General features: G+C 70.4%; 26 protein-coding genes. 8 read left to right on the top strand and 18 right to left on the bottom strand.

The features are described 5' to 3' along the window. The first annotated feature begins 166 nt into the window (after nucleotides 1–166). On the top strand, nucleotides 167–592 hold the full coding sequence (locus tag ACTJIL_RS15550) for a YkgJ family cysteine cluster protein (protein WP_440756515.1): 426 nt from the start codon (nucleotides 167–169) through the stop codon (nucleotides 590–592). 27 nt (nucleotides 593–619) lie between these two features. Here ACTJIL_RS15550 and ACTJIL_RS15545 read toward each other — a convergent pair whose 3' ends face one another. The 5 genes from ACTJIL_RS15545 to ACTJIL_RS15525 form a co-directional block, all read right to left on the bottom strand. Then, nucleotides 620–1,303: a phospholipase D-like domain-containing protein gene (locus tag ACTJIL_RS15545; protein ID WP_440756514.1), complete on the bottom strand. Its 684-nt coding sequence runs from the start codon at nucleotides 1,301–1,303 to the stop codon at nucleotides 620–622. A 10-nt stretch (nucleotides 1,304–1,313) separates the two neighbouring features. Then, nucleotides 1,314–2,252, bottom strand: coding sequence for an alpha/beta fold hydrolase (locus ACTJIL_RS15540; RefSeq protein ID WP_440756513.1), 939 nt, complete (start codon nucleotides 2,250–2,252; stop codon nucleotides 1,314–1,316). A gap of 64 nt (nucleotides 2,253–2,316) precedes the next feature. Beyond that, on the bottom strand, nucleotides 2,317–3,333 hold the full coding sequence (locus tag ACTJIL_RS15535) for a 3-oxoacyl-ACP synthase III (protein WP_440756512.1): 1,017 nt from the start codon (nucleotides 3,331–3,333) through the stop codon (nucleotides 2,317–2,319). 93 nt (nucleotides 3,334–3,426) lie between these two features. Beyond that, the gene (locus ACTJIL_RS15530; RefSeq protein ID WP_440756511.1) at nucleotides 3,427–3,747 is read right to left on the bottom strand and encodes a DUF4156 domain-containing protein; all 321 of its coding nucleotides are present in this window, start codon (nucleotides 3,745–3,747) and stop codon (nucleotides 3,427–3,429) included. Nucleotides 3,748–3,906: 159 nt separating this feature from the next. After that, complete coding sequence (locus ACTJIL_RS15525; protein ID WP_440756510.1) at nucleotides 3,907–6,783, bottom strand: M16 family metallopeptidase; 2,877 nt, start codon at nucleotides 6,781–6,783, stop codon at nucleotides 3,907–3,909. A gap of 301 nt (nucleotides 6,784–7,084) precedes the next feature. Between ACTJIL_RS15525 and ACTJIL_RS15520 the strand changes: the two genes are divergently transcribed. The 3 genes from ACTJIL_RS15520 (at nucleotide 7,085) to ACTJIL_RS15510 (ending at nucleotide 9,268) form a co-directional block, all read left to right on the top strand. Then, nucleotides 7,085–7,792 (top strand): SDR family oxidoreductase, encoded by a 708-nt coding sequence (locus ACTJIL_RS15520; protein WP_440756509.1) that lies wholly within the window; start codon nucleotides 7,085–7,087, stop codon nucleotides 7,790–7,792. 246 nt (nucleotides 7,793–8,038) lie between these two features. Beyond that, nucleotides 8,039–8,503 (top strand): tRNA (cytidine(34)-2'-O)-methyltransferase, encoded by a 465-nt coding sequence (locus ACTJIL_RS15515; protein ID WP_440756508.1) that lies wholly within the window; start codon nucleotides 8,039–8,041, stop codon nucleotides 8,501–8,503. 180 nt (nucleotides 8,504–8,683) lie between these two features. Then, on the top strand, nucleotides 8,684–9,268 hold the full coding sequence (locus ACTJIL_RS15510; RefSeq protein WP_440756507.1) for an outer membrane beta-barrel protein: 585 nt from the start codon (nucleotides 8,684–8,686) through the stop codon (nucleotides 9,266–9,268). A gap of 376 nt (nucleotides 9,269–9,644) precedes the next feature. Here the strand turns inward: ACTJIL_RS15510 and ACTJIL_RS15505 are convergent, their stop codons facing one another. From ACTJIL_RS15505 to ACTJIL_RS15485, 5 genes are all read right to left on the bottom strand, one after another. Next, nucleotides 9,645–10,688 carry an NAD(P)H-dependent glycerol-3-phosphate dehydrogenase gene (locus tag ACTJIL_RS15505; RefSeq protein ID WP_440756506.1) on the bottom strand — a complete coding sequence of 348 codons (1,044 nt, stop codon included), beginning with the start codon at nucleotides 10,686–10,688 and terminating at the stop codon, nucleotides 9,645–9,647. A 6-nt stretch (nucleotides 10,689–10,694) separates the two neighbouring features. After that, nucleotides 10,695–11,222 (bottom strand): protein-export chaperone SecB, encoded by a 528-nt coding sequence (gene secB / locus ACTJIL_RS15500; RefSeq protein WP_440756505.1) that lies wholly within the window; start codon nucleotides 11,220–11,222, stop codon nucleotides 10,695–10,697. A 94-nt stretch (nucleotides 11,223–11,316) separates the two neighbouring features. Continuing rightward, nucleotides 11,317–11,760 carry a rhodanese-like domain-containing protein gene (locus ACTJIL_RS15495; protein ID WP_440756504.1) on the bottom strand — a complete coding sequence of 148 codons (444 nt, stop codon included), beginning with the start codon at nucleotides 11,758–11,760 and terminating at the stop codon, nucleotides 11,317–11,319. Nucleotides 11,761–11,975: 215 nt separating this feature from the next. Beyond that, nucleotides 11,976–12,395 (bottom strand): hypothetical protein, encoded by a 420-nt coding sequence (locus tag ACTJIL_RS15490; RefSeq protein WP_440756503.1) that lies wholly within the window; start codon nucleotides 12,393–12,395, stop codon nucleotides 11,976–11,978. 52 nt (nucleotides 12,396–12,447) lie between these two features. Next, nucleotides 12,448–12,912 carry a YiiD C-terminal domain-containing protein gene (locus ACTJIL_RS15485; protein ID WP_440756502.1) on the bottom strand — a complete coding sequence of 155 codons (465 nt, stop codon included), beginning with the start codon at nucleotides 12,910–12,912 and terminating at the stop codon, nucleotides 12,448–12,450. A 180-nt stretch (nucleotides 12,913–13,092) separates the two neighbouring features. Between ACTJIL_RS15485 and ACTJIL_RS15480 the strand changes: the two genes are divergently transcribed. From ACTJIL_RS15480 to ACTJIL_RS15470, 3 genes are all read left to right on the top strand, one after another. Next, nucleotides 13,093–13,794: a uroporphyrinogen-III synthase gene (locus tag ACTJIL_RS15480; RefSeq protein WP_440756501.1), complete on the top strand. Its 702-nt coding sequence runs from the start codon at nucleotides 13,093–13,095 to the stop codon at nucleotides 13,792–13,794. A gap of 52 nt (nucleotides 13,795–13,846) precedes the next feature. Beyond that, nucleotides 13,847–14,827 (top strand): uroporphyrinogen-III C-methyltransferase, encoded by a 981-nt coding sequence (locus tag ACTJIL_RS15475; RefSeq protein ID WP_440756500.1) that lies wholly within the window; start codon nucleotides 13,847–13,849, stop codon nucleotides 14,825–14,827. Between the two features lie 214 nt (nucleotides 14,828–15,041). Further along, complete coding sequence (locus ACTJIL_RS15470; protein WP_440756499.1) at nucleotides 15,042–16,295, top strand: heme biosynthesis HemY N-terminal domain-containing protein; 1,254 nt, start codon at nucleotides 15,042–15,044, stop codon at nucleotides 16,293–16,295. Nucleotides 16,296–16,503: 208 nt separating this feature from the next. On the opposite strand, the gene ACTJIL_RS15465 is transcribed toward ACTJIL_RS15470, so the two are convergent. After that, nucleotides 16,504–17,781 carry an acetyl-CoA C-acetyltransferase gene (locus ACTJIL_RS15465; protein WP_440756498.1) on the bottom strand — a complete coding sequence of 426 codons (1,278 nt, stop codon included), beginning with the start codon at nucleotides 17,779–17,781 and terminating at the stop codon, nucleotides 16,504–16,506. A gap of 93 nt (nucleotides 17,782–17,874) precedes the next feature. On the opposite strand from ACTJIL_RS15465, the gene ACTJIL_RS15460 reads away from it, so the two are divergent. After that, complete coding sequence (locus tag ACTJIL_RS15460) at nucleotides 17,875–18,762, top strand: hypothetical protein (RefSeq protein ID WP_440756497.1); 888 nt, start codon at nucleotides 17,875–17,877, stop codon at nucleotides 18,760–18,762. Nucleotides 18,763–18,906: 144 nt separating this feature from the next. On the opposite strand, the gene ACTJIL_RS15455 is transcribed toward ACTJIL_RS15460, so the two are convergent. The 7 genes from ACTJIL_RS15455 to ACTJIL_RS15425 all read right to left on the bottom strand — a co-directional run bounded on the left by ACTJIL_RS15455 (nucleotide 18,907) and on the right by ACTJIL_RS15425 (nucleotide 25,096). Next, nucleotides 18,907–19,368 carry a GNAT family N-acetyltransferase gene (locus ACTJIL_RS15455; RefSeq protein ID WP_440756496.1) on the bottom strand — a complete coding sequence of 154 codons (462 nt, stop codon included), beginning with the start codon at nucleotides 19,366–19,368 and terminating at the stop codon, nucleotides 18,907–18,909. A 303-nt stretch (nucleotides 19,369–19,671) separates the two neighbouring features. Beyond that, nucleotides 19,672–20,253, bottom strand: a complete 582-nt coding sequence (locus ACTJIL_RS15450) for a superoxide dismutase family protein (protein WP_440756644.1) — start codon at nucleotides 20,251–20,253, stop codon at nucleotides 19,672–19,674. Between the two features lie 116 nt (nucleotides 20,254–20,369). Then, entirely contained in the window at nucleotides 20,370–21,779 is a 1,410-nt protein-coding gene (gene ntrC / locus ACTJIL_RS15445) for a nitrogen regulation protein NR(I) (protein ID WP_440756495.1), read from the bottom strand. Then, a complete protein-coding gene (locus tag ACTJIL_RS15440; RefSeq protein WP_440756494.1) occupies nucleotides 21,769–22,038 on the bottom strand; it encodes a hypothetical protein in 270 nt (89 codons plus the stop codon). The genes ntrC and ACTJIL_RS15440 overlap by 11 nt, the downstream gene beginning before the upstream one ends. Then, on the bottom strand, nucleotides 22,031–23,062 hold the full coding sequence (locus tag ACTJIL_RS15435) for a two-component system sensor histidine kinase NtrB (protein WP_440756493.1): 1,032 nt from the start codon (nucleotides 23,060–23,062) through the stop codon (nucleotides 22,031–22,033). Before ACTJIL_RS15435 ends, ACTJIL_RS15440 begins: the two co-directional genes overlap by 8 nt. A gap of 279 nt (nucleotides 23,063–23,341) precedes the next feature. Continuing rightward, complete coding sequence (locus tag ACTJIL_RS15430; protein ID WP_440756492.1) at nucleotides 23,342–24,082, bottom strand: N-acetylmuramoyl-L-alanine amidase; 741 nt, start codon at nucleotides 24,080–24,082, stop codon at nucleotides 23,342–23,344. A 132-nt stretch (nucleotides 24,083–24,214) separates the two neighbouring features. Then, a complete protein-coding gene (locus ACTJIL_RS15425; protein ID WP_440756491.1) occupies nucleotides 24,215–25,096 on the bottom strand; it encodes a DUF5694 domain-containing protein in 882 nt (293 codons plus the stop codon). Nucleotides 25,097–25,198: the final 102 nt, after the last annotated feature.

Below are 25,198 nucleotides of genomic sequence, written 5' to 3'. Positions count from 1 at the left end.
CCCTTTGAAGGGGGAGAACGAGCAGCCATGGCAACCTGCCCAATCCGTCGTCGCGCCCCCGGCCGGTGCCGGAACCGCGGTTCCGCCGAATACCCCTTGCGCGCCGCTGCGGAAGCCGCAAAATGCCGCACCCCCAACGCCACTCCCAATCCGACGCGAGCCGCACATGCCCCATCCGTGCCTGAGCTGTGGCGCCTGCTGCGCCCATTTTCGCGTCAGCTTCCACTGGTCGGAGGCCGACCCGGCGCTGGGCGGCACGGTTCCCATCGAACTGACCGAGCCGCTGCGCCGGCACGAGCGGGTGATGCGTGGCACCTCGCAGCCGCAGCCGCGCTGCATCGCGCTGGACGCGGAAATCGGGTTGCGCTCGCGCTGCAGCATCCATCCGGTCCGGCCGAGCGTCTGCGCCGCGGTGCCGGCATCGTGGGAATTCGGCCAGAACAGCCCGCAGTGCGATGTCGCGCGCCTGGCGCACGGCCTGCCGGTGCTGACGCCGGCCGACTGGATGTGGCGCGACGGCGCAGCCAACGACGACGGCACGCCGGACGACAACGGCAACACGCCGCCGGCCATGCCGCCGATCGCGGCGTGAGATCGCCGCGTGACGCCCGGGCCAGGCTCAGGCAAAACGCTGCCACAACACCTCGAACTGCTGCGCGAACGAGCGCACCAGGTTGGCATCGTCGGTGACGACGAGGTTTTCGTCGTTGCGGGCCGTGGCGCTGCGCGTCCAGTTGAAGCTGCCATTGGCGAGCAGGCGGCCATCGAACAGGGCGAACTTGTGGTGCATGTGGCTCGGGCCGGCATCCAGCCGCACCGCCACGCCGCGATCGACCAGCCGGGCGATGTCGCTGCCGCTGTCGTACTGCTTGTCGTCGTCGCTGACCACGCGCACACGCACGCCGCGCTCGTGCGCTGCGACGATCTCGTCGACCAGGCGGTCGTCGGCGATGGTGAACACGCAGATGGCCAGTTCCGTGCGCGCGGCACGCATCAGACCGCGCAGGTTGCGCAGGCAGGTTTCGCCGGGCGAGAACCAGGCGCTGGACACGACCGGGGCGGTTTCGCTGGCCGCCTCGAGGGTCTTGATCACCTGCTCGAGCCAGCGCAGCGCGTCGAGCGTGTCGGCCGGGCGTGCGGAGACCATCTCGCGCACCATGTCGAAACCGCGGTTGCGCAGGTAGCGGATGCGGTCGGCATCGAGTTGCCGACCGAGCTCGCGCAGCCCGGTCTTCTCCTCGCCGCTCAGCGTCAAGTCCTGGGCGCTGTCGCGCAGGGTGCGGTCCAATGCGGCGAAATCCATGGCGCGTGCCTCAGTCGGTGATCGGGTGCTCGTCGAGGAAACGCCGGATCGCCGGCACCAGCGTCTCGTGGCGGTCTTCCATGACGTAATGGCCGGCGTCGTCGAAGGCCATCACCTGCGCGCTCGGCAGCGCGTCGCGGAAGCCGGCGAGGAAGTGGCGGTCGAACACGAAGTCGCGCAGGCCCCAGCCGATGAAGGCCGGGTGGTCGGCGAACTCATGGAGCCGGCGTCCGGCCTCGGCCAGCAGCGGCCACGCGGCATCGCCTTCGCGCAGCGGGATGTCCTGCATGAAGCGCAGGGTGCTGATCGCGTTGGTCCAGCCGTCGTAGGGTGCGGTGTAGGCGCGGCGCACGCCGGCCGGCAGCCGGCGCTGCGTGCCCAACCACGCCGCGCCGCGCGCGAACAGGTTGAAGCGGCGGATCGCCCAGCCGCCGATCCGCGAGTCGCGCCCGAGCGACAGCTGCCAGGGCATCGGCTTGGCCGCCGGCAGCGGGAACGCGGCGGTGTTGGTGATCACCAGCCGCTTCACCTGTTCCGCATGCGACAGCGCCCAGCCGAAGCCGACCATCCCGCCCCAGTCATGCACCGCCAGCGTCACCGGGCCGGTAATGCCGAGGTGTTCGAGAAGCGCGGCCAGGTCGTCGACGCGCGACTGCAGGGTGTAGTCGTAGCGCGGCGAGGCATCGGCCGCGTCGTCGGGTTTGTCGGACAGGCCCATGCCGACGTGGTCGGGCACGATGCAGCGATAGCCCCTGCCAACGGCCGGCTTGCCCGCGGCGTGCCCGCGCAGGCCGAGCACCAGGTGCCGCCAGTAGTAGCTCCACGACGGGTTGCCGTGCAGCATGACGACGACATCGCCATCGCGCGGACCCTCGTCGAGGTACGACATCGCGATGCCGGGCCGCACTTCGAAGCGCTGCGGCGTGAACGGATAGTCGGGAAAGTCCATCGGCACCTGCACGAATGAAAAGGGCCGGCATGACCGGCCCTTGCGGGAATCCTGGCAGCGCGGCCTACCAGACCACTTCGGCCATCGAGCAGTTCAGGCCCGAGCCGATGCCGAGCAGGGCGATGCGGTCGCCCTTCTTCAGGCGCCCGAGCTCGCGCAGCTTGGACAGCACGATCGGCACCGAGGCCGGGCCGATGTTGCCGTGCTCGCCGAAGATGGTCATGACCTTCTTCGGGTCGATGCCCATGGCCTTGGTGAAGGCCGCGGTGTGCGCCTTGCTGACCTGGTGGATGACGAACTCGTCGAGTTCCTCCACCACCCAGCCCAGCGCGAGGCGCGCGGCGATGAAGGTCTTCTGTGCCAGTTTCACGCCTTCGATCAGCAGCGTGCGGGTGTCGGTGACCATGCCGTCGAGGTTGCCGCGGCACAGCTTGTTCCACTGCGTGGCGGCGCGGGTGACGCCGCCGCGGTAGCGCGGGGCGCCCGGCGCCAGTTCGGCGCGCGCCAGCACCATCGCCGCGGCACCGGAGCCGAGCGTCAGGGTGGCCAGCTCGTTGCGGAAGTCGGCCTCGGTGGAATCGGCGCGGGTCATGCGCTCGAGGGTCTTTTCGTAGGCGAGGTCGGCGGTCTCGCCGTCGACCACCAGCGCGTAGTCGATCTCGCCGCGCTCGATCATGCGGCTGGCGATGTCCATGCCGTTGAGGAACGCGAGGCAGGCGTTGGCGACGTCGAAGTTCTGGCACTCGTCGCCGAGGCCGAGGTTGCCGCTGACGATCGACGCGGTGGACGGCTCGAGGTAGTCGCGGCTGACCGAGGTGTTGACCAGCAGGCCGACCTTGGCCGGGTCGATGCCGGCATCGGCCAGCGCCTTGACCCCGGCCAGCGTCGCCGCGTCGGACGCGAGCACCGGACCATCCCACAGGCGGCGGGCGTGGATGCCGGCGACGTCCTGCAGCACGTCGGTCTTGATGCCGAGGCGGTCGAGGGTGGGCTTCAGCCGCGCGTTGATTTCGTCGCTGGAAAGCCGGCGCGGCGCATCGATATGGGCGAGGCCGGCGATGGCAACATGTTGGAAAAGCATGGGTTGGCCGCCGGAACGGGACAAAAGGGAACTCATATTACCGGCTCCCGGCCCCCCTCGCACCCAACGCCCCTACAGCGGGGCGCGGAACGGTCAGTTTCCGCAGCGCCACGCCGCGAATTGCTGGTCGCCGTTTGCCGGCGGGGCCAGCGGGCTGATGGTGTCGGCGCCGATCCCCGGCGCCTCGTTGCGGGCCAGGGTTTCGAGCTCCTCGCGCACCCGCAGGTCGTTGCGTTCGTAGACCAGCGCCACCTTGTCGGCCACCGACACGCTGATCTCGCCACGCTTCTCGCAGTTGGCCGGCGCGGTCGACGCCACCCGCACCGCAGAGGCCCCGGGTGCCATGTGCACCCAGGTGCAGCCGGACAGGCCGAGGATGGCAGTGGCAAGGACGGCAAGCGGCAAGATGCGCATCAATGGCTCCGGGCGTTGCGGGGACACGGCATTGTGGGCGGCCCGCCCTGAATGCGGCAAGCTGCGGCAGCGGTGCGCGCCTGCGGGAGCGGCTTCAGCCGCGAGCTGTTGCTGCCCCTCCCCCTGCGATGGCAGGGGGAGGGAGCCGGACACAACCTGTTATTCGCCCTTGGCCGCCGGCGCATCCGCCACCGGCTTGCCGTCGGCGTCGACGATGCTGACTTCGCCCAGGCCCAGCGCGCGCACCGGCTGTTCGATCTTCTCCAGGTCACCGACCACCACCCAGGTCAGCGCCTTCGGATCGATGGTGCCGGCCGCGGCCTGCACCTGGGCCGGGGTCAGCGATTCGACCTCGGCCTTGCGCTGGAACACGTAGTCGTCCGGGCGGTCGTAGCGGACGATGCCGCCAATGGTCGACAGCACCGAACGCGCGGTTTCGTAGGCACCCGGCAGGCCCCGGATCTCGGTGGCCTTGATCTTCGACACCTCGGCCGCCGTGGCCGGCTTGCTGCCGTCGACATAACCGTCGATCTCGTTGCGCATCTCCTTGAGCGAATCGACGGTCTTGTCGATCTGCACCGGCGCGTACGCCATCCACGGCCGCTGCCCGATCGCGCCGGACACGAAGCTGTAGGCGCCGTAGGCCCAGTGCTTGTCCTCGCGCAGGTTCATGTTCAGGCGCGACGAGAACTGGCCGCCCAGCACGTCGTTGGCGATCTCGAACTCCACCGCCTTCGGGTCCATCGTCGACGGCACCACCTCGCCGGTGAAGATGTTGGCCTGCACCGCGCCCGGCTGGTCGATCAGGAACACGCGCGGCTTGTCGGGGCGTGCCACCTCGGGCACGGCCACGGCCTGCGGCGCAGCGCCCTCGCCCTTCCAGTCGCCGAAATGCTTGTCGAGCACCGGCACGATGTCCTTGAGCGTGGTGTCGCCGACCACGATCACCGTCGCGTTCTCCGGACGCAGCCAGGCGTGCTGGTAGGCGAGCAGGTTGTCGCGGCCCAGCGCGGCGATCGAGGCCTCGGTGCCGGTGCCGCTGAACGGAATCGCATACGGGTGGCCCTCGCCGTACAGCAGCGGCGGCAGCACGCGCATGGCGGCGCCGTTCGGGCGCGCCTTCTCCTGCTTGATGCCGGCGATCCAGCTGGCCTTGACCCGGTCGATCTCGGCCTGGTCGAAGCGCGGCTGGCGCAGCATCGTGGCGAACAGCGCCACCGACGGGTCGAGGTTTTCCTTCAGCGCCGACAGGTAGGCGTTGCTGCCGTCCAGCGATGCCCCGGCGCCGAGGCTGGCGCCGAGCGATTCGGCGCGGTCGCCGAAGGCCAGCGAGCCGAGGTCGCCCGCGCCTTCGTCGAGCATGCCCATGGCGAAGCTGGCCGCACCGAGCGTGGCCTTGCCGTCGCTGGCCGAGCCGCCCTTGAACTCGTAGCTCATCTGCACCACGGGGATGTCGTGGCGCTCGGCCAGGATCACCTTCGAGCCGTTCTTGAGCGTCGCGCGCTGCAGCTCGGGGAACTTCAGGTCCGGGAAGCTCGACGGCACCGGCACGCCCTTGCTGCGGTCGACCGTGCCCGGTTCGACGGTGTACTTCGGATCGACCGGCGGCAGCGTCATCGGCGCCGGCTTGACCGTCGCCTCTTCGGCCAGCGCGGTGCGCTCGCCCGGCTCTACCACCAGGGTATGGCTGCCGACGCCGAGCCACTTGGCGCCAACCGCCTTGAGGTCGGCGGCGCTGGCGCCCTGGATGTTGGCCAGTTCTTCGCGGAAGCAGCCCGGGTCGCCTTCATAGATCGCGCACGAGGCCAGCGCGTCGGCCTTGCCGCCGAAACCGCCGATGCGCTCGATGCCACGGATGAAGCCGGCGCGGAACATGGTCTTGGCCTGCTCCAGCTCGGCCGGGGTGGGGCCTTCGGTGACGAGCTTCTTCAGCTCCTCGTCGATGATCGCCTCGACCTTCGCCGGGTCCACGCCCTGCTTGACGGTGGCGATGACCATGAAGTTGGAGCCCAGCTGCGACGGACCGACCATGGAGCTGACGCTGTCGACCAGCTTGTCCTGGTGCAGCAGGCGCTTGTCCAGCCGCGACGACTTGCTGCCGCCGAGCAGCTGCGAGAGCAGTTGCAGTTGATCGATGTCGGCGGTGCCGACCTGGGCCACGTTCCAGACCCGGTAGATGCGCGTCTGCGGCACCTTGTCCTGCATCACCTCGCGGGTGTCGGCGGGACGCTTGGCGACGTCGACCGGCGGCTGCGCCATGGTCGGCGTGGCCGGGATGTCGCCGAAGTACTTCGCGACCTTTTCCTTCGCCGTGGCGACGTCGATGTCGCCGGCCAGCACCAGCACCGCGTTGTTGGGGCCGTACCAGGTGCGGAACCAGTTCTTGACGTCCTCGAGCGAGGCGGCGTTCAAGTCGTTCATCGAGCCGATCACGCTGTGGTGGTACGGGTGGCCCGCCGGGTACAGCGCGCGGCCGAGCTTCTCCCAGACCTGGCCATAGGGCTGGTTCTCGCCCTGGCGCTTCTCGTTCTGGACCACGCCGCGCTGCTCGTCGAGGGTCTTCTGGTCGATCGCGCCGAGCAGGTGGCCCATGCGGTCGGACTCCATCCACAGCGCCATGTCCAGCGCGGTGGTCGGGATGTTCTCGAAGTAGTTGGTGCGGTCGGAGTTGGTGGTGCCGTTCATGTCGGTGGCGCCGGCCAGCTCGAACGGGTCGAAGAACTCGCCCGGGTGGTTTTCCGAGCCGTTGAACATCAGGTGCTCGAACAGGTGCGCGAAGCCGGTGCGGCCGGCCGGTTCGTCCTTGCTGCCCACGTGGTACCAGATGTTCACCGCCACGATCGGCGCCTTGCGGTCGGTGTGCACCACCACGCGCAGGCCGTTGGGCAGGGTGAACTGCTCGTACGCAATGTCGACCGCGGCGGTGCGGCCGGCATCGGCAAACACCAGGCCCGGCGCGAAGCTGCCCCCGAGGACGGTGGCCAGGGCGAGGCCGAGCACGGCGGCGCGGGGACGGCGGAGGTTGGCAAGGGACATGGGCACTCCTGTGCAGGCATGAATGGCGGGATTGTTCCACCATCGTAGCGGCTGTCCGGCAGCTGAACACTAGGCCACAAGTCGTGGCGGGCGAGCTGGCACCTCGAATCCGCGCTGCGGAAGCCGTGATTCGCGGAACCTCCGGGGGCATTTGTGGGAGCGGCCATGGCCGCGATTGGCGTCGCTTGCGACCTCTTCATCGCGGCCATGGCCGCCCCCACAAGGCGCCTCTATTGCCTGCAAACCTCCCCGGGGCGCCCGCACACGGCCCCTGAACGCGGTTCCTGACAGACTCCGCGCCATGACCCTCCGCCACTACCTCGTCACCGGCGCCAACCGCGGCGTCGGCCTGGAATTCGTCCGCCAGCTGCTGGCCCGCGGCGACCGCGTCGTCGCCACCTGCCGCCAGCCGGGCCGCGCCAGCGCCCTCAACGCGCTGGCCGGCGACCATCCCGGGCGCCTGCACGTGCTGCCGCTGGACGTGGCCGACCCGAAGTCCCACGCCGCGCTGGTCGCCGAACTGCCCTTGGTGCTCGGCGACGGCGGCCGGCTCGACCTGCTGGTCAACGGCGCCGGCGTGCTGCATTCGGGCGAACGCTTCGGCAAGGTCACCGCCGCGATCCTCGACGACAGCTTCCGCACCAACGCCGCCGGGCCGCTGCTGCTGACCCAGGCGCTGGCGCCGCTGCTGGCCGACGGCGCGCGGGTGGCGAACCTGTCCTCGGAACTGGGCTCGATCACCGATGCCGGCCGCTTCGGCACGCCCAGCTACTGCATCAGCAAGGCCGCGCAGAACATGGCCAGCGTGCTGCTCGCCCACGCGCTGCGCGACCGCGGGATCATCGTGGTCGCGCTGCATCCGGGCTGGGTGCAGACCGACATGGGCGGCCCGAATGCAACGCTGCCGGCGACCGAGTCGGTGCGCGGACTGCTGGCGGTGATCGACGGTCTGGCGCCGGAGGACAGCGGCAGCTTCCGCGACTGGCGGGGCGAGACGCTGCCCTGGTGAGCCGCCGTGGCGCGGGCAACCTCAGCAACCCGCAGGAACGGCTTCGGCCGCGAGCTTTTGGGCACCTCACATGCGCAGTCAAAAGCTCGCGGCTGAAGCCGCTCCTACGAGTCGTCAGAACGTCGTCGAGCCGATAGCGGCCCACCCCGCGCTATCCTCCCCACCCCGCGCCGTTGTCGGCGTTATGCGGCCGCAAGGCCGTATCAACGCCGACAGTTATTCCGGCGCCAAGCGCCGGAATAACAGTTGTTCGACGTCATCCTCCACCAGCCGGAAATCCCGCCCAACACCGGCAACGCGATCCGCCTGTGCGCCAACACCGGCGCGCGGCTGCACCTGGTGCGGCCGCTGGGCTTCGACATGGACGACCGCCAGCTGCGCCGCGCCGGCCTCGACTACCACGAGTACGCGCGCGTGCAGGTGCACGACTCGCTGGCCGCGGCGCTGGCCGCGATCGCCCCAACCCGCCTGTTCGCGCTGAGCACCCGCAGCGCGGTGCGCTACGACGCCCCGCGCTTCGCCGAGGGCGACGCCTTCCTGTTCGGCAGCGAAACCCGCGGACTGCCCGGCGAAGTGCTGGAAGCCGTCCCGGCGGCGCAGCGCCTGCGCCTGCCGATGCAGCCGGACAACCGCAGCATCAACCTGTCCAACGCGGTGGCCGTGGTGGTGTTCGAAGCCTGGCGACAGCAGGGATTTCGCGGCGAAGCGTGACCCTGCGCGGACGGGAAAGTTCCTGCACTGTCAAGTTCACTATTCAGGCCGCGTTGCCGCCGTGAGTGGACAATGCGCGTCACCGGTCCAGGCGTCGCCGTTTCCCCGACGGTCTCTCTCCCTCCCCTGACGCCTGGCCGGCCCTTTGCACAACAACAAGATTCCAGAAGGGTCCCCCGAATGAAGAACTCCCTGATTGCCGCCGCATTGCTGGCGGTGCCGGCCTTTGCCATGGCTGCGAATGCCTCGGCCGCCGACGACGTGTCCTACAACTATGTCCAGGGCGGTTACACCGCCACCAACGGCGACGGCAACGTCGATGCCGACGGCTGGGCAATCGACGGCTCGGTCGCCGTGCATCCCAATTTCCACCTGTTCGGCGCCTTCAACCAGCAGGAGATCGAAGACACCAACATCGACATCGACCAGTGGCGCGCGGGCGTGGGCTACAACCACGAGATCTCGCCCCGGGCCGACCTGCTCACCCGCATCGCCTACGAGAAGTTCGACGCCGGCAGCGGCCTGGACTTCGACGGCTACAGCATCGAAGCCGGCGCCCGCGCCGCGCTGACGCGCAACCTCGAAGGCTATGCGCTGGCGGGCTACGAGCACTACGACAGCGACGGCCTGCTGGCCGACGACAGCAACTTCTACGGCCGCCTCGGTGCGCAGTGGAAGTTCAACCGCAACTGGGGCGTGAGCGGCGACGTCAAGTTTTCCGACGGCGACACCGAGTGGTTCGTCGGCCCGCGCCTGACCTGGTAACCGCAGCGTCACCAACAAGCGATAACGTTTGACCCGCGATCGATCTCTCTCCCCGCATCGCGACCAGCCCGGCCAGAAATGGCCGGGCTTTTTAATGCGTTGGCCTTCGAGTTCTCGCAGGAGCGGCTTCAGCCGCGAGCTTTTCGCGAGTCGCCAATCATCAGCCCGGCCCCCAAGAGCTCGCGGCTGAAGCCGCTCCTACAGAATGCCCCGACAAGAGCCCGACAGGCTCTGCTTCAACGGATCCAAACCACCTGTGTCGATAGCAGACCCGGAGGGCGGCGCGCATGGATGTGCGGCGCCCTCCGGGTCTGCCGGCATCAGCAGCGCCGGGTGATTTGCAGGAGCAAAGAAGCAGCCGCAGCCGCTGAGACGACTACTGGCCCTCGCCCGCGGGGCAGAGCAGTTCGACCGGATACTCGGCCTTCTGTTCACGCGACAGCAGGCGCTGCAGCGCTTCGGCCGGGGTGATGTCGCCGTGCAGGACGGCGCGCACGTTCTCGGAAATCGGCAGCTCCACGCCGTGGCGCTCGGCCAGGCGCATCACCTCGTTCGCGGTCTGCACGGACTCGACCACCTGGCCGATCTCGCGCACCGCGTCCTCCAGCGTCTTGCCGCGTCCCAGCGCCAGGCCGAGGCGGCGGTTGCGCGACAGGTCGCCGGTGCAGGTCAGGACCAGGTCGCCGAGGCCGGCCAGGCCCATCAGGGTTTCGGCGCGGCCGCCGATCGCGGCGTTGAGCCGCAGCATTTCGTTGAGGCCGCGGGTGATCAGGCCGGTGCGGGCGTTGAGGCCGAGTTCCATGCCGTCGGCGGCGCCAGTGGCCACCGCCAGCACGTTCTTCATCGCGCCGCCGAGTTCGGCGCCGCGCATGTCGCTGCCGGTGTAGGCGCGGAATTCCGGGCCGTGCAGTACGTCGGCGACCTGCTGCACGAACACGGTGTCCTCGCCCTGCACGGTCAGCGCGGTCGGCAGGCCGAGTGCGACTTCCTTGGCGAACGACGGCCCGGTGACCACGGCCAGGGGCACGTCCGGGCCGAGCAACTCGCCGGCGACCTCGTGCAGGAAGCGCCCGGAACCGGGTTCGAAGCCCTTCGCCGCCCACGCCACGCCGGCGTGCGCGGGGCGCAGCGGCGCGAGCGAGCGCAGGGTTTCGGTAAACGCGTGCGACGGCACCACCACCAGCACCAGGTCGGCGCCGTGCATCGCGGCGGCGAGGTCGGTGGTGGCACGCAGGCTGTCAGGCAGGGCGATGCCGGGCAGGTAGCGCGGGTTCTCGTGGCGCTGGTCGATCGCTTCGGCGATGGCGGCGTCGCGCCCCCAGAGCACGGTCGGATGACCGTGCCTGGCGATCAGTGCCGCCAGTGCGGTGCCCCAGGAGCCGGCCCCCAGCACCGCGACCGACGATGTTGCTCCCGCCATGGCGGATCAGGCGTTGCCGGCGGGTTCGCTGCCGGCGAGGTCGCCGTCGCCACCCTTGGCCTGCTGCTCGGCGCGCTGGCGCAGGCTTTCGGCATACAGGGCTTCGAAGTTGATCGGCTGCAGCAGGAACGGCGGGAAGCCGCCGGCCTGGATCAGGTCGCCGATGGTCTGGCGCACGTAGGGATACAGGATGTTCGGGCAGTGGGTGCCGAGGATCGCGTCGAGCGCGGCATCGTCGAAGCCGGTCAGGCCGAACACGCCAGCCTGCTGCACTTCGGCCAGGTACGCGGTCTTGTCCTCGCCCAGGGTGCAGGTCAGGGTGACGCCGAGCACGACTTCGAAGGCGCTGTCGTTCAGGCGCTGCACGCGCTGGTTGAGGTTCATCTGCAGCTGCGGCTGGACCTGCTCGTTGAACACGCCCGGCGCGCCCGGAGCCTCGAACGAGACGTCCTTGACGTAGATCTTCTCGACGCTGAACTGCGGGCCGTTGGAGGCGGGCGCGGCGGCGCCGTTGCTGACGGGTTGGTCGGACATCTCGGAACTCCGGCTGGAAATGAAAAATATGGGAAAAGAGGCCGATTATGGCATGGCGGTCCGGGGTCGCCCGGCGGCCGCCGACCTCGCGGGCTCAGCCCTTGGCGCGGCCCTTGGCCAGCGGCAGGTCGGCCTGCTGCCAGCCGCCGATGCCGCCGTCGAGCACGTGCACATGTTCGAAACCGGCCTTCTTCAGGCGCTTGGCGGCGGTACCCGCGGTCTGGCCGGTCTTGCACACCAGCACCACCGGCAGCGCCTTCGCCGGCGCGAGCTGCTTGCTCTCCGGGTCGAACTGGCTCATCTGCACGTTCTTCGAGCCGGGGATGTGGCCCTTCTCGAAATCGGCGATCGGGCGCAGGTCGACGACCAGCGCGTTGTCGCGGTTGATCAGCGCGGTCAGGCCCGCGGGGCGCAGCACCCGGTAGCCGCGGAACAGCTGCGCGACCTCGTTGGCGATGATGGCGACGGTCAGGCCGACCAGGGCGATCGACAGCAGTTGGTGGCGGCCGGCGAAGGCCAGCAGTTCTTCGAAATTCACGGGATCTGACGGGGCAAGCCGGGAACTGGCGGGCGGCGATTGTCGCACAGGGCGCCGCGCGGCCGGGGCCCGGGGACGGCTGGCGCCGACCTGCGCTCTTGGGGACGCGGCTCCAGCCGCGAGCTTTCGTTCCTCCACTGGGGTGACGACCTGGAGGAAGCGCTCGCGGCTGAAACTGCTCCTATCAAAAGGAGCCCCGACCGGAAGCCTTGCCGCTATTCACCGCTCCACAGGTCCGGCAGGCCAGTCATCTGCCACCAGGTCTTGGCTTCGGGGTCGTAATGCCAGCGCTCGGTGTAGCGCATGCCGCGCTCGGTCATGGTGTGCTTGTTGATCACGCCCAGGTCGATCTCGCGCACCACGTCGCCGTCGGCCAGGGTCTGCGCGCCCAGTTCGTGGTAACGCGAAATGCCGACGTGCTTGTAGCGCTCGAACTCGACCGGCGTCATCGGATGCGCCTTGCGGTATTCGGCATCGACCAGGTTCCAGGCACCCTCGAAGTCGCCCCAGCGAATCGCCGCCGACCAGGCGTACTGCGCTTCGTGCAGCTTCTCGTTCTTGCCGCCGGTGCTGGCGCAGCCCACCGCCAGCAACGCAATGGCGACGGCCAGCCACCAGTGTTTCAACATCCGCATCGCGTCTCTCCTCCCCGGGTCCGGCGTGGCGCCAAGGGTAGCAACCCGGGGCTCACCCGCGCTTGCGCGCGATCGCGACGTAGCGTGCGCGGAAGGTCGTGGCGACGCCGCCGTCGGGCAGCGGAACGGTCGCGACCAGGGTGGTCCGGGCGCGGCCGCGCTCGCGCAGGGTGGCGATGAAGCCGTCCCACGACGCGCCTTCGGCAATCCGCGCCTGCGCGCGCAGGTCGGCGAACAGCGGTGCCAGGTAGCGCACCTCGCTGTCGGCGACGAACACGTCCGCGTCCAGCCCCGACTGCTGCACGTGCAGCGTCACCAGGCCCCACGACACCAGGGTCAGCAGCGACACCAGGCTGCCGCCGAACGCGCAGCCCTTGTCGTTGACATGCAGCGCCAGCGGCGCCTCGAGGGTCAGCGCGTCGCCGTCGTAACCGGCGATCCGGAGCTGCATCGCCGCGACGGGCGGCATGGCCTGGTAGTGGGCGTCGAGTGCGCGCAGGGAGTGTTCGACTTGCAACGGCGTGGTCCTGGCTGGAAGGGGGGTGTCTTCGCTGGAAGCAGGGTGGCAAGGCTTGCGACCACCACGACGACCGCCCAAGCTGGCCCCATGCGCGCTCAACCTCCGTCTCCAACGACACTGGCCGGATGCTACGTCATCTCGCTGCGGCCGGTGGACGGTCACGCGACAATCCGGCGCATGGCGGCCGCACGCGGCGCACGCGTGCTGGCGCTGTCGCCATGGAAGCTGGTCCTGCACGACAACCCCGTGGCCCGCGCCGGCCTGCGCGCGGCACTGGCCGCCGAGCGGGTGCTGGTGACCAGCCCGGCCGCGGTGCGCGCCGCGTGCGCGCTGCAACCGTTGCGCCGGCGACGTGGACAATCGTGGTTCGCGGTCGGCGCCGGAACGGCCGCGGCGCTGCGCCGTGCCGGAATCGACGATGTCGCCGCGCCCGCGCGGATGGACAGCGAAGGCCTGCTCGCGTTGCCCGGCCTGCGCAGCGTGCGCGGCAGCACGATCGGCCTGGTCACCGCTCCCGGTGGGCGAGGCCGGATCGTGCCGGCACTGCAACGCCGCGGCGCCCGCGTGCTGCGCGCCGATGTCTACGAACGCATGCCGATCGCGCCATCGCCACGCGCGGTGGCCGCGCTGCGCGCATTGGCGGCGCCGGCATGGCTGCTGCTGAGCAGCGGCGAGGCGCTGGCGCACCTGCTCGACGCCCTGCCCGACGACGCCATCGCCGCGCTGCGCCGCGCGCGCGTGGCTGCGGCCAGCGACCGTCTCGCGCGGCTGGCGGCCGAAAACGGCTTCGCCGGCATCGTCACCGCCGCAAGCGCGCGTCCGCGCGACCTGCTCGATGCCGCCGCGCAAGCCACCGCCACGTCCCGGAAACGGCGCTGATCCGATAGCATTTGCGCCATCCCCCGACGATCGTCGCCACCGGCCGCACGCCTTGAGCACTTCCCCCCCACCTCCCGCCGCTGGCCGCCGCCGCGGGGGTTCGGCCCTGGCCTGGCTGCTGGCGCTGCTGGTGCTCGCCGCCGGCGGCTGGTTCGCCTGGCAGGGGTGGCAGGCGCGCACGCAGCAGGCGCACGAGGTCGAGGCGCAGGCCACGCAGCGCCTCGGCGCGCTGGAACAGCGCATCGACGCCCTGCATGACGACCAGCGCGCGCAGGCGCAACGGCTGCAGCAGGCCGCCACCACCAACCGCGTGCTGCGCGACGAACTGCTCGGCATCGGCCAGCGCGCCGCGCTGCTCGAGGACAGCATCTCCGAGCTCGCCGACCCCGAACGCAACGGCGCGCAGGCGCTGCGCCTGGACGAACTCGAACTGGTGCTCGGCCTGGCGCAGCAGCGCCTGCGCCTGGCCGGCGACCTCGACGGCGCGCGCCGCGGCTACGCCTTGGCCGCCAACCTCCTCGACGGGATCCACGACCCGGCCTGGCTCAGCCTGCGCCAGACCCTGGCGCAGGAGCGCAGCGCGATCGGCGCGCTGGGCGAAGACCCACGCGCGATCGCCGCCGGCCGCCTGCAGGCGTTCGCCGCGGCGCTGCCGGCACTGCCGATCACGGTGGCGACGCGCGACGACGCGGCGCTGCCATGGTGGCGTCGCGCGTTCGCGCGCGTCATCGACGTGCGCCATGCCGACACCGCGGTGGCGATCGAACCCGGCGACCGCGCCGCCGGGCTGGCGGCACTGCAGCTCGAACTGACCCTCGCCCAGGCCGCGGCCGAACGTCGCGACCGCGACGGCTACCGCAACGCACTGGCGCGCGCCGACGCCTGGACCACGCGGCTGTGGCCGGACTCGCCGCAACTGCGCGAGCGCCGCCAGCGCCTGCGCGAACTGCGCGAATTGCCGCTGGCGATCGATCTGCCGACGCTGGGCACCACGCTCGGGCAGCTGCGCGCGATGCGCGCGGCGCCGAACTGAGCCGCGCCGCGGCGGTTCGACACCGTTCAGCGGCCCGATGCCGGGTTCACGCGGCACGCGTTATAGATACGGCACTCGAAATCGTTTGAGTGTTCCCATCTCCCTCGCCTGCTTCGCGATGGAGGGCAGGATGGGGAGTTGATCCGGACTGGCGCGGATGCGTTCCGGATCAACCGGGTCCCGATACACACGCGATACACACGGAGGGCGTGCGATGAACCTGTTCCGCAACCTGCTGTTCTGGATCGTGCTGGCGCTGGTCGGCGCGCTGTTGGCGCAACTGCTGCTGGCCGATCCGGGTTACGTGCTGGTGCGCTACCGCGGCATGGACTACACCACCACGGTGGCGGCGGGGCTGCTGATCCTGGTCGGCGTGCTGTTCGCGCTGTGGTTGCTGTGGAAGCTGGTGACCTTGCCGCTGCGCGCCTGGCGCGGGCACCGCGACCGGCAGTCGCGCGCGCGGCTGGGCGGCGGCCTGGAGGCGCTGCACCACGGCCATTACGCACGCGCGCAGAAACTGCTGGAACAGGCCGCGGACGACGACGACACGATCGCCGGCGTCGCCCGCAGTGCGGCGGCACAGGCCGCGCTGGCGCGCGGCGATCTCGCCGGCGCGAGCGCACAGGTCGATGCGATGGGCGAGCGCCACGCCGCCTCGCGCGCGATTGCCGCCGCCGAACTCGCGCTCGCCGACGACCGCCCCACCGACGCGCTGGTCGCGCTCGACGCGCCGGCCGCGCAGCCGTTGCCGCCGCGCGGGCTGGCGCTGCGGGCCGACGCGCTCGCCGTTTCCGGCCAGGGCGCGCAGGCCTACGGCATGCTCGGCCCGATGCGCCAGCAGCAGGCGCTGCCCGAAGCGCGCCTGTCCGAGCTGGAAACGCGCTGGGCCGAGGCCTCGCTGCACGAAGCCGGCGACGCCAACGTGCTGGCCGACCGCTGGGAATCGCTGCCGAAGCCGCTGAAATCCGAGCCGCGGGTGGTGATCGCCTACGCCGACCGCGCCGCAGACCTGCGCTGGGAAGATGCGTCGGCCAAGAGCATCGAGCAGGCGCTCGACGCGCGCTGGGACGAACGCCTCGCCGCGCGTTACGGCACGCTGCCGATCTCGCGCCTGGAACAACGCCGCGGCAATGCCGAGCGCTGGCTGCAGGCGCATCCGGCCAGCCCCGCGCTGCTGCTCACCCTGGCGCGGCTGGCGCGCGCGCAAGGCCAGTGGGCACCGGCGCAGGACTACCTGCACCGCGCATTGGCGCAGGGCGCCGGCAGCGAGGCCTGGGAAGAGTTCGGCCACGGCTTCGCCGGGGTCGGCGACGACGCCAGCGCCCGCATCAGCTACGCCAACGCCCTGCGCGCCGCGCGCGCAGAACCGGTCGAGGAGCTGCCCGGCCGCGACCTGCGGCAGAAGATCTATGACGAAGCGGTGATCGAGGAACGCGACGAGCACGGCATGCCGCGGCTGCGCGAATAGGTCTTGACGGGAAATCTTGCAGGAGGGGCTTCAGCCGCTCCTGCAAAAGCCGTCCGGTGCGGTAGGTCGGGGGGCTAAGTCCCGACGTCTGCCAGTCCCGCAGGCCACAAGGGCCTCTTGCAGGAGCTCACTGAGCACGCCCTTCGAAGAGATCGCGGCTGAAAAGCCGCTCCTACAAGAGGAGATGGTACGTCGAGGCGTAGCGCGCTTAGCGCTCCAGGATCGCCACCACGCCCATGCCGCCGGCGGTGCAGATCGACACCAGGCAGCGGCCGCCGCCGCGTTCCTTCAGTTCCTTCGCGGCGGTGGCGACGATGCGTGCGCCGGTCGCCGCGAACGGGTGGCCGGTCGCCAGCGACGAGCCGTTGATGTTGAGCTTCGCCGGATCGATCTTCCCCAGCGGCGCGTCGAGGCCGAGGCGGGTCTTGCAGTAGTCCTCGCTCTCCCACGCGCGCAGCGTGCACAGCACCTGCGCGGCGAAGGCTTCATGGATCTCGTACAGGTCGAAGTCCTGCAGAGTCAGGCCGTTGCGCTTCAACATCTCGGGCACGGCGACGGTCGGCGCCATCAGCAGGCCTTCGCCATGCACGAAGTCGACCGCCGCGGTCTGCGCGTCGCGCATGTGGCACAGCACCTCGTGGCCGTGCGCCGCGGCCCACTCGTCGGTCGACAGCAGGCAGGCGGCGGCGCCGTCGGTGAGCGGAGTCGAGTTGCCGGCGGTGAGCGTGCCGCGGCCGGAGGTCTTGTCGAATGCTGGCTTGAGCGTGGCAAGCTTCTCCAGCGAAGTGTCGGCGCGCAGGATGTTGTCGCGCGCCACGCCGCGGAAGCTCACCACCAGGTCGTCGAAGAAGCCGCGGTCATAGGCCGCGGCGAGTTTGTGGTGCGAGGCGACGGCGAGCTCATCCTGCGAATCGCGCGAGATGTTCCACTCCTTGGCCATGTCCTCGCAGTGGTCGCCCATCGACTTGCCGGTGCGTGGTTCGGCCACGCCCGGGAACTCGGGCTTGAGTTCGCGGAAGTGGAAGCCCTTGAACGCGGCGATCTTGTCGCGCGTGGTCTTGCCGCGCGCGGCCTCGAGCAGGCGGCGGCGCAGCTTCTGGCCGTAGACGATCGGTACGTCGGAGGTGGTGTCCGAGCCGCCGCCGATGCCGGCCTCGATCTGCCCGGTGGCGATCTTGTTGCCGATCATGATCAGCGCGTCGAGCGAGGTGCCGCAGGCGCGCTGCAGGGTGATGCCCGGGGTCAGCGGCGACAGGCCAGACGACAGCGCGGCCTCGCGGCCGAGGTTCCAGTCGCTGGGATGCTTGATCACCGAACCCATCGCCACCTCGCCCAGTTGCTGGCCATGTAGGCCGAACTTCTCGACCAGGGCCCCGAGCGTGCGCACCGACATGCCGAGGTTGCCGACGTCGGCGTAGGCGGTGTTCTGGCGGCAGAAGGGGATGCGGACGCCGCCGAGGACGGCGACGGGACGGCCATGGAGCATCAGGTTTGCCTCGTTGCGGGCCTGCCAGCGTGGCGGGCCATAATGGAATGGAGTCTAGCGCCGTGACCGTGCACGGCCAATCATGAGCAGGCGATGAGCGAAACGATTCTGCATGTCCTCGGTGCGCTGGCACTGGAACTGACCCCCGGCAGCAGCGCGGCGCGCGATACGCTGCCGCAGCGCGAAGCCGGCCCGCTGGCCGCGGCGATGGCGCGCGACCTGGCCCGCTTCGCACCGGAGGCCGCGGCGCTGGACCTGACCACCGCCGGCGCCCACTACGATCCGGTCGAACTGCTGCGCCCGGGTTGGCCGATCCACCAGGAGCTCGACCAGCTCGGCGCGCGCGCGCCCGGCGGCCGCGATGAAGGCAGCGGCCGGATCATCGCTTTCGGCAGCCACGACGGGCGCCTGCCCGGCGCGCTGTCGCCGTCCCCGGACTACGCCGGCGGCCCGCTGCGGCTGGTACCGTGGTCGCTGGCCGGCGCTGCGGGCATTGCCCGCAGCGTCGGCGAGGCCTGCGAGCGCGACCTGATGGAGCGCGGCATGGCCGGCGCCGACACCGCGCTGCTGGCGCAGGAGGCCTTCGGCCTGCAGGTCGAACACGCCCGCTACCTGACCATGCACGACCTGTGCGCGCTGATGGCGATGCAGTACGAGCACGCCGGCCTGGCGCCGCTGTGGCCGGTGCTGGAAACCGCGTTGCTGTCGCCCGACCGCGAAGCCTGGCTGGACGCCCCGCCCGAACCGCTGCTGCGCTACGCCGACCGCGAGGCGCGCATCGCCCTGCTGACGCCGACTGCCTGGCGCGCCCGCAACGCGGCTGCCGCCGATGGCAACGGCAAGGACATCGACGACGAGCGCCTGCAGCGCGCGTTCAGCCATTACGAAGCGCGGCAACGCCAGTTCGCCGCACTCCTGCGCGCGCACGGCGTGCCAGTGACGTTCGCGCATTGCCAGGGCGATCCCGCCGCGGAGCTGTAGGTCGGGGCTACGCCCCCGACACCCGGCGTCCCGACGATTGCGGTTGTAGGAGCGGCGGAAGCCGCGATGCTTTACCGGTAAAACCATCGCGGCTTCCGCCGCTCCTGCAAAGGCAGAATCGAAAGCTCGCGGCTGAAGCCGCTCCTACAACAGCGTTGATTCGAGGATGTCGTAGCCCGCATCCGCCATGCCGAGCGCCGCGTAGGTCGCGCGTGCATTGTCGTTGCCGCGCTCGACGTACAGCCGCAATCCGATCACACCGGGCGTCGCGCGTGCGAGGCCTTCCACGTGCCGGTACAGCGCCGCGAACACGCCGCGCCGGCGCTGTGACGGCACCACGTAGACGCTCTGGATCCACCACCAGTCACCGTTGCGCCAGTCGCTCCATTCGCGGGTGAGCATCAGGGTGCCGGCAGGCGCGCCGTCGGCGTCGGCTGCGATGAAGTAGCGCGCCTTCGCGGCGTCGGCGATGCCCGCGGCAATGCCCGCGCGCACGGTCTCGGCGTCGAGGCGCTTGTGTTCGGTTTCCCACGCCATCGCGATGGCGCAGTCGGCGAGCCAGTCGCGGTCGCCGGCAACGGCTTCGCGGATCGAATGCGTGGTCATCTGCGTTCCCCATGGCCGTTGTAGGAGCGGCTTCAGCCGCGAGTTGTTGCTCCCTCCCCTGCGAAGGCCCGGGGGGGGGGGGGGGGAGACCGCTTGCGAGCCGTGGGCTCGCGGCTTGACGAATGCCATCGCGCTGCGCTCGATGGCCGAGCAGGCTGGGGAGTGACGCCTTTGGCAGCACTCCGTGAGCACCCCCTCCCAACCTCCCCTCTGCCTTCGCAGGGGGAGGGGCAAGAGCAACGGCTCGCGGCTGAAGCCGCTCCTACAACAGTGCCCACCCGAAGCCGTCATCGCGGCCGGCGATTACATCGCCGGCGTAATGATCCCGCAGGCCACGCGCGCACCGGCGTTGCCGGCCGGCTGCGAGGTGTAATCGTCTGGCGCGGCGTGCACGATCACCGCGCGGCCGGCAATGTCGTTGGCCGCGCCGCCACCGAGGGTGACGCCGGCCAGATGGATGTTGATGTCCGCCACGCCCTGCGCGTTGGCGACGATGTTGTCCATGTCGCCGGCGTGATGGACCGCAGTGCCGGCGCGGCCGTGGGCGCTGCCGGCGGGATTGAAGTGGCCACCCGCGCTGCTGGCATCGGCGGCGCTGCAGTCGCCCTTCTCATGCACGTGGATGGCGTGGGTCTGGCTGGCACCGAGGCCACCGATTTCGCCGGTGATGTGCACGCCGTCGCCCATCGGCACGAGCGACAGCTTGCCACTGACCAGGCTGCCGGACGCCGATGCGAGATTGACGGTGGCCGATTCCGCGGTGCTGGCGCCCGGGGTGGCCGGTGTTGGCGACGACATCGGCGGCGCCGCTTTCTCGCCGGTGGTCGAACAGGCCGCAAGCGCGCAGGCGGCGGCGATGGCGAGCAGGTGATGGCGATGGCGCATGGACATGATGGTCTCCTGGCTGAAGGTCTCGCGCACGCTAGCGCGCGCAGGGTTCACGGTGGATGAAAGCACGATGGTTGAAGGCATGAGGGATGAAAGCCCGCCTGCGCGGCGCTTCAGTGACGCCGGCGCCCGGCGCCCAGCTTGCGGGTGAGTGTATTGCGGCCCAGCCCCAGGCGCTGCGCGGCCTCGGCGCGACGGCCTCCGGTGTGCGCAAGCGCCGCCTCGAGCAACGCGCGGTCAAAGCGCTCAAGCGCTTCGGCATGGATGCCGGTGTCGCCGCTGGCCAGGCGTGCGCTGGCCCACGCCGCGAGCGCATCGTCCCACTCGCGCGCCGGCGCGCGCCGCGAGGCGACCAGCATGCCGTCGAGATCGGCCGGCGTGATCGTGTCGCCGGGTGCGAGCGCGGCCAGCCGCCAGCACAGGTTCTCCAGTTCACGCACGTTGCCCGGCCAGTCGTGGCCGAGCAGGCGCTCGAGCGCGGGCTTGCCGAAGCGCTTGGGCGGCGCGTCGAATTTTTCCGCCGCCGCCAGCAGGAAGCGCTCGGCCAGCTTCGGCACGTCCTCGCGTCGCTCGCGCAGCGGCGGCAGGTGCAACCGCACCACGTCGAGGCGATGCAGCAGGTCGGCGCGGAAGCGGCCGTCGGCCACCAGCGCCTCGAGGTCCTGGTGGGTCGCGGCCACCACGCGCACGTCGACGCGGATCAGCTCGCGGCCGCCGACGCGGAAGAACTCGCCCTCCGCCAGCACCCGCAGCAGCCGCGTCTGCAGCGGCTGCGGCATGTCGCCGATCTCGTCAAGGAACAGGGTGCCGCCGTCGGCCTGTTCGAAGCGGCCGACATGGCGCCTGGTCGCACCGGTGAACGCGCCGGCCTCGTGGCCGAACAGCTCGCTCTCCAGCAGCTCGGCCGGAATCGCGGCGGTGTTGAGCGCGACGAACGGCGCGCGCGCACGCGGCGATTCGCGGTGCAGCGCGCGTGCCACCAGCTCCTTGCCGGTGCCGGTTTCGCCGGTGACCAGCACCGACAGCGGTGCCTGCGCGAGCCGGCCGATGGCGCGGAACAGCTGACGCATCGTCGGCGTGTCGCCGATCAGCGCATCGCTGCCGGGGTCCATCGATGACGCCGGTGCAAACTCTTCTTCGCCACTCGCGCCGCGCTGCGCCAACACGCGCTCAGCCAGCGCCACCGCGTCGTCTAGGTCGAACGGCTTGGACAGGAACTCGTGCGCGCCGCCGCGGAATGCGCCGGCGGTGCTGGCCACGTCTGTGTAGGCCGACATCACCACCACCGGCAGCTGCGGGTGCGCATGCTTGAGCCGGTCGAGCAGCACCAGGCCGTCATCGCCGGGCATGCGCACGTCGGTGAACAGCAGCCGCGGCGGCGGGCGCACGCCCAGCGCGTCGAGCACCGCGCCGGCCGAATCGAAACCGACCACGTCGAAGCCGGCCTCGCGCAGCGCGGTGGCGAGCACGAAGCGCACGCTGCGGTCGTCGTCGACGACCCAGATGGTGGGTTCATTTGCCATGGAGCGCTGGCCTGTTGTTGCTGTTGTTGTTGCTGTTGCTGCGGTTGCGGTTGTTCTTGATCGTCATTCCCGCGCAGGCGGGAACCCAGTGACTTTGCTTGTGGCGCTTGACCGGCCCTGTGACGCGGAAAGCCGACGTCCCTGGATTCCCGCCTGCGCGGGAATGACAAATCAAGGCGAGCCCCAGCTCGTCGAGCGTTATCTCGTCGAGCCTCATCTCGTCGAACATGATCGCGTCGGGCATCGCCACCTCAGGCATCGCCGCTCTCCCCGACCACCATCGGCAGCAGCATCGTGAACACCGTATGCCCCGGCCGCGAGCGGTAGGCCAGCGTGCCGCGATGCTCGCGCGCGACCTGCTGCGCCAGCGCCAGCCCCAGGCCGCTGCCTTCCGCGCGCCCGGAGACCAGCGGCAGGAAAACCTGCTCGGCCAGCGCTTCGGGCACGCCGCGGCCGTCGTCCACGATCTCCAGCCGCAGAGCAAGCGGATGCACGTCGTCGGCGATGCGCACCGCGTGCTCGACGCGCGTGCGCAGGGTGACGTTGGCGGCGCCGGCCTCGATCGCGTTGCGCACCAGGTTCCAGGTCGCCTGCACCAGGCGGTCGGCGTCGCCGGTGAGGTCCGGCAGGCTGGGGTCGTAGTCGCGCACCAGCTTCACCGCCCAGCCGGCATCGGATTCGGCCAGCCGCAGCACCCGCTCGAGCACCGCATGGATGTTCAGCGGCACGTGCGGCCGGGGCGGCGCCGGCGACAGCAGCCGGTCGAGCAGCTGGGTCAGGCGTTCGACTTCGGATTCGATCAGGCCGGTCAGCTCGCGCGAGGATGCATCCTCGACGCGTCGCGAGAGCAGCTGCGCGGCGCCCTTGAGCCCCGCCAGCGGATTGCGCAGCTCATGCGCCAGGCCCTTGAGCGCCGCCGACAGCGCCGAAGGCAGCGCGGCCACCGGATCCTCGCCGGGGAACTCGTCGACCGGGTGCGCTTCCAGCAGCCAGCCGCCCGGTTCGAGCGCACCCAGCCAGACATCGGCGAAGTGCGGCGTCATGCCGGGAAACGCCAGCGGCAGCCGCCGCAGGCGGATCTGCTCCTGTGGCGCGCCGCCCGCCAGCGCGCGCGCCAGCGCATCGCCTTCAAATTCCAGCGCGGCCAGCGGCAGGCCCGGCAGGCGCCGTGCCCCGACCCCGAGCCACCGCGCAAAGGCGAGGTTGACCGATTCCACGGCGCCGTCCGCCCCGGCCCGCGCCAGCGGCGTACTCAACAGGTCGTAGGCGTCTTCGGCGGGCATTGCACCAATATAGTGCAAGGACGTGCGGCGGTGTCCGTCGGCCGCATTCCAGATCCAGCCAGCAGGACCGCGGCGACGGTGCGGCGATTGCGCCAAGCCATCCCCACCGCAATCACAACCGCGGCCTAACACACCGGCAGGCAAGCTCTGCCTGAAGCAACAGCTCAAAGAACGCTGTCTTTCTCTCCTGACTGCCCCACACCGGGGCATTTTTTTGGCGCGCGCTTTCTGGCCGCTCGCTTTACTTGGATGCTCTCGGGGCGCCGACCGGCCCCGGCGCTACCGCGTCAGTGCATACAGGATCCGCGCATCCTGTTCGTCAAGCACGTCGTTCTCGTCGCCGCGGAAATGACGATGGAAGGCGCGCACGATGTCGGCGTGGCCTTCGCTGGCGTCCTGTTCGAGCGGATAGCCAAGCAGGCGCAGCGCCTGCCACGGGTCGAAGCCGGGTGGCGGTTCGGCCAGCGGTTCACTGGGCCAGAGGCCGAAGCCGGCATCCGCCAGCTGCTTCCATGGGAAGCGGAAACCCGGGTCGCGCTTGCGCGTCGGCGCGAAGTCGGCATGCGCGACGATCGCGGTGCGCGGGATACCGTGGCGGGTGCACAGGTCGTCGAGCAGGCGCAGCAGACCGTCGATCTGCGCGGCGGCGAACGGCGACTCGCCGTCGTTGTCCAGCTCGATGCCGATCGAGGCGGAGTTGACGTCGGTGATCGTGCCCCAGCGCCCCGGGCCGGCGTGCCAGGCGCGGCGCTCGTCGGAGACGAGCTGGTAGAGATCGCCGTCGCGGCCGATCAGGTAGTGCGCGCTCACCGGGCCGCCGCTGTTGGCGGTGCGCAGGGTATCGAGGCTTTCCTGCACGCCGTGCTGCTCGGTGGCGTGGATGACGATCAGGACCGGCTGGCGCGGGCTGTGGTTAGGCGACGGCACCCAGGTGGCCATCGGGTTGCGCGCGGGCGCATGGGTGCAGGCCGCCAGCGCGAGGGCCAGCAGGACGAGGACGGACAGGTGACGGTAGGACATGCGCCGCATTGCACCGCGTGGCAGCGTCGAATGCAACCGCATGGGGCCCAGCCGCACTGTCACGGTCGCAGGGCACCCAGGCGCCACATCGGAAGGCAGCGGTTGCAAGGCAGGCGGCGCGCACTCCACACGCTACGGCGCTGCCGGTTGCGGCGCGGGCGCGGCGGCATCGAGATAGCGCAGCGGATCGACCACTTCGAAATAGCCCGATTGCTGCGCGAACTGCCGCAGCAGCGGTGCGTGGCCGGCGCCATAGATCACCAGTACGCGCTCGCCCGGCCCGGCGATGCGGGTGAGGTTAGAGAAGATCTTTAAATTGCGGCCGTACCAGAACTGCAGCCAGTTGGCGCCGGGATAATCATCGTCGTCGGCGATGCGCGCGTAATCGAAGTAGGCAGCGTTGCTGTCGCGCAGGCGCTGCGGATCGTTCAGCCAGCGCAGCATGTCGGCGATGCTGCCTTGCTCCAGGTGTCGCTGGTCGACGGCTGCGCGCACCTTGAGCCGTGCGCGCAGCGCGGCGAGGAAGGCCTGCTGGCCCAGGCGCTGCGCACCGGCTTCGTAGTCGATGACCTCGATGCCGGTCACCGGTGGCATTTCGTTCCAGTCCACGGCGTCGATGCGCGGCAGCTCGCGCATGGCGGCGATGCGCAGGCCGAGCTGGTCGTCCTCGCTGCGGTCGAGGCTGTAATCGCCGGCGCGGTATCGGGCGTACCTGCGGTCCAGTTCGTGCTGCTTCGCGCGCGGCGACTCGATCGCGATGCGCGTGGGCTCGAACGCGGCCAGCGCGCGGGCCACCGCCTCGATCTCGCGCTGCCGCTGCGGCGAGAGCACGTCGTCTGCGTCGAGGTTGACCACGTCGCGGCCCGGGTTGTCCATGTGGTACAGGCCGACCACGAGCAGCTGCGGTTTCGGCGAGGGCGGATCGAGCGACAGCAGCGGTTCGGCCGCGCGGGACGCGTGGCCGGCGGACAGGCACAGTGAGAGCAGCATTGGCGCCAGCGCGTGCATCCTCATCGAATGCCTCCGTTCGGTGGGTAGATGACGACGCACTATCGCCGCGCGCATGCGCGATGCCGAGGCCGAAACGTCACCGGGACCATTGGCCCCCGCAAGAGC

Origin of the sequence: Luteimonas sp. 22616, assembly GCF_052044325.1 — a bacterium.
In the GTDB taxonomy this organism is placed as follows: domain Bacteria; phylum Pseudomonadota; class Gammaproteobacteria; order Xanthomonadales; family Xanthomonadaceae; genus Luteimonas.
The sequence above is the reverse complement of the archived record's forward strand: the minus strand, read 5'-3'. Positions and strand labels throughout refer to the sequence as shown.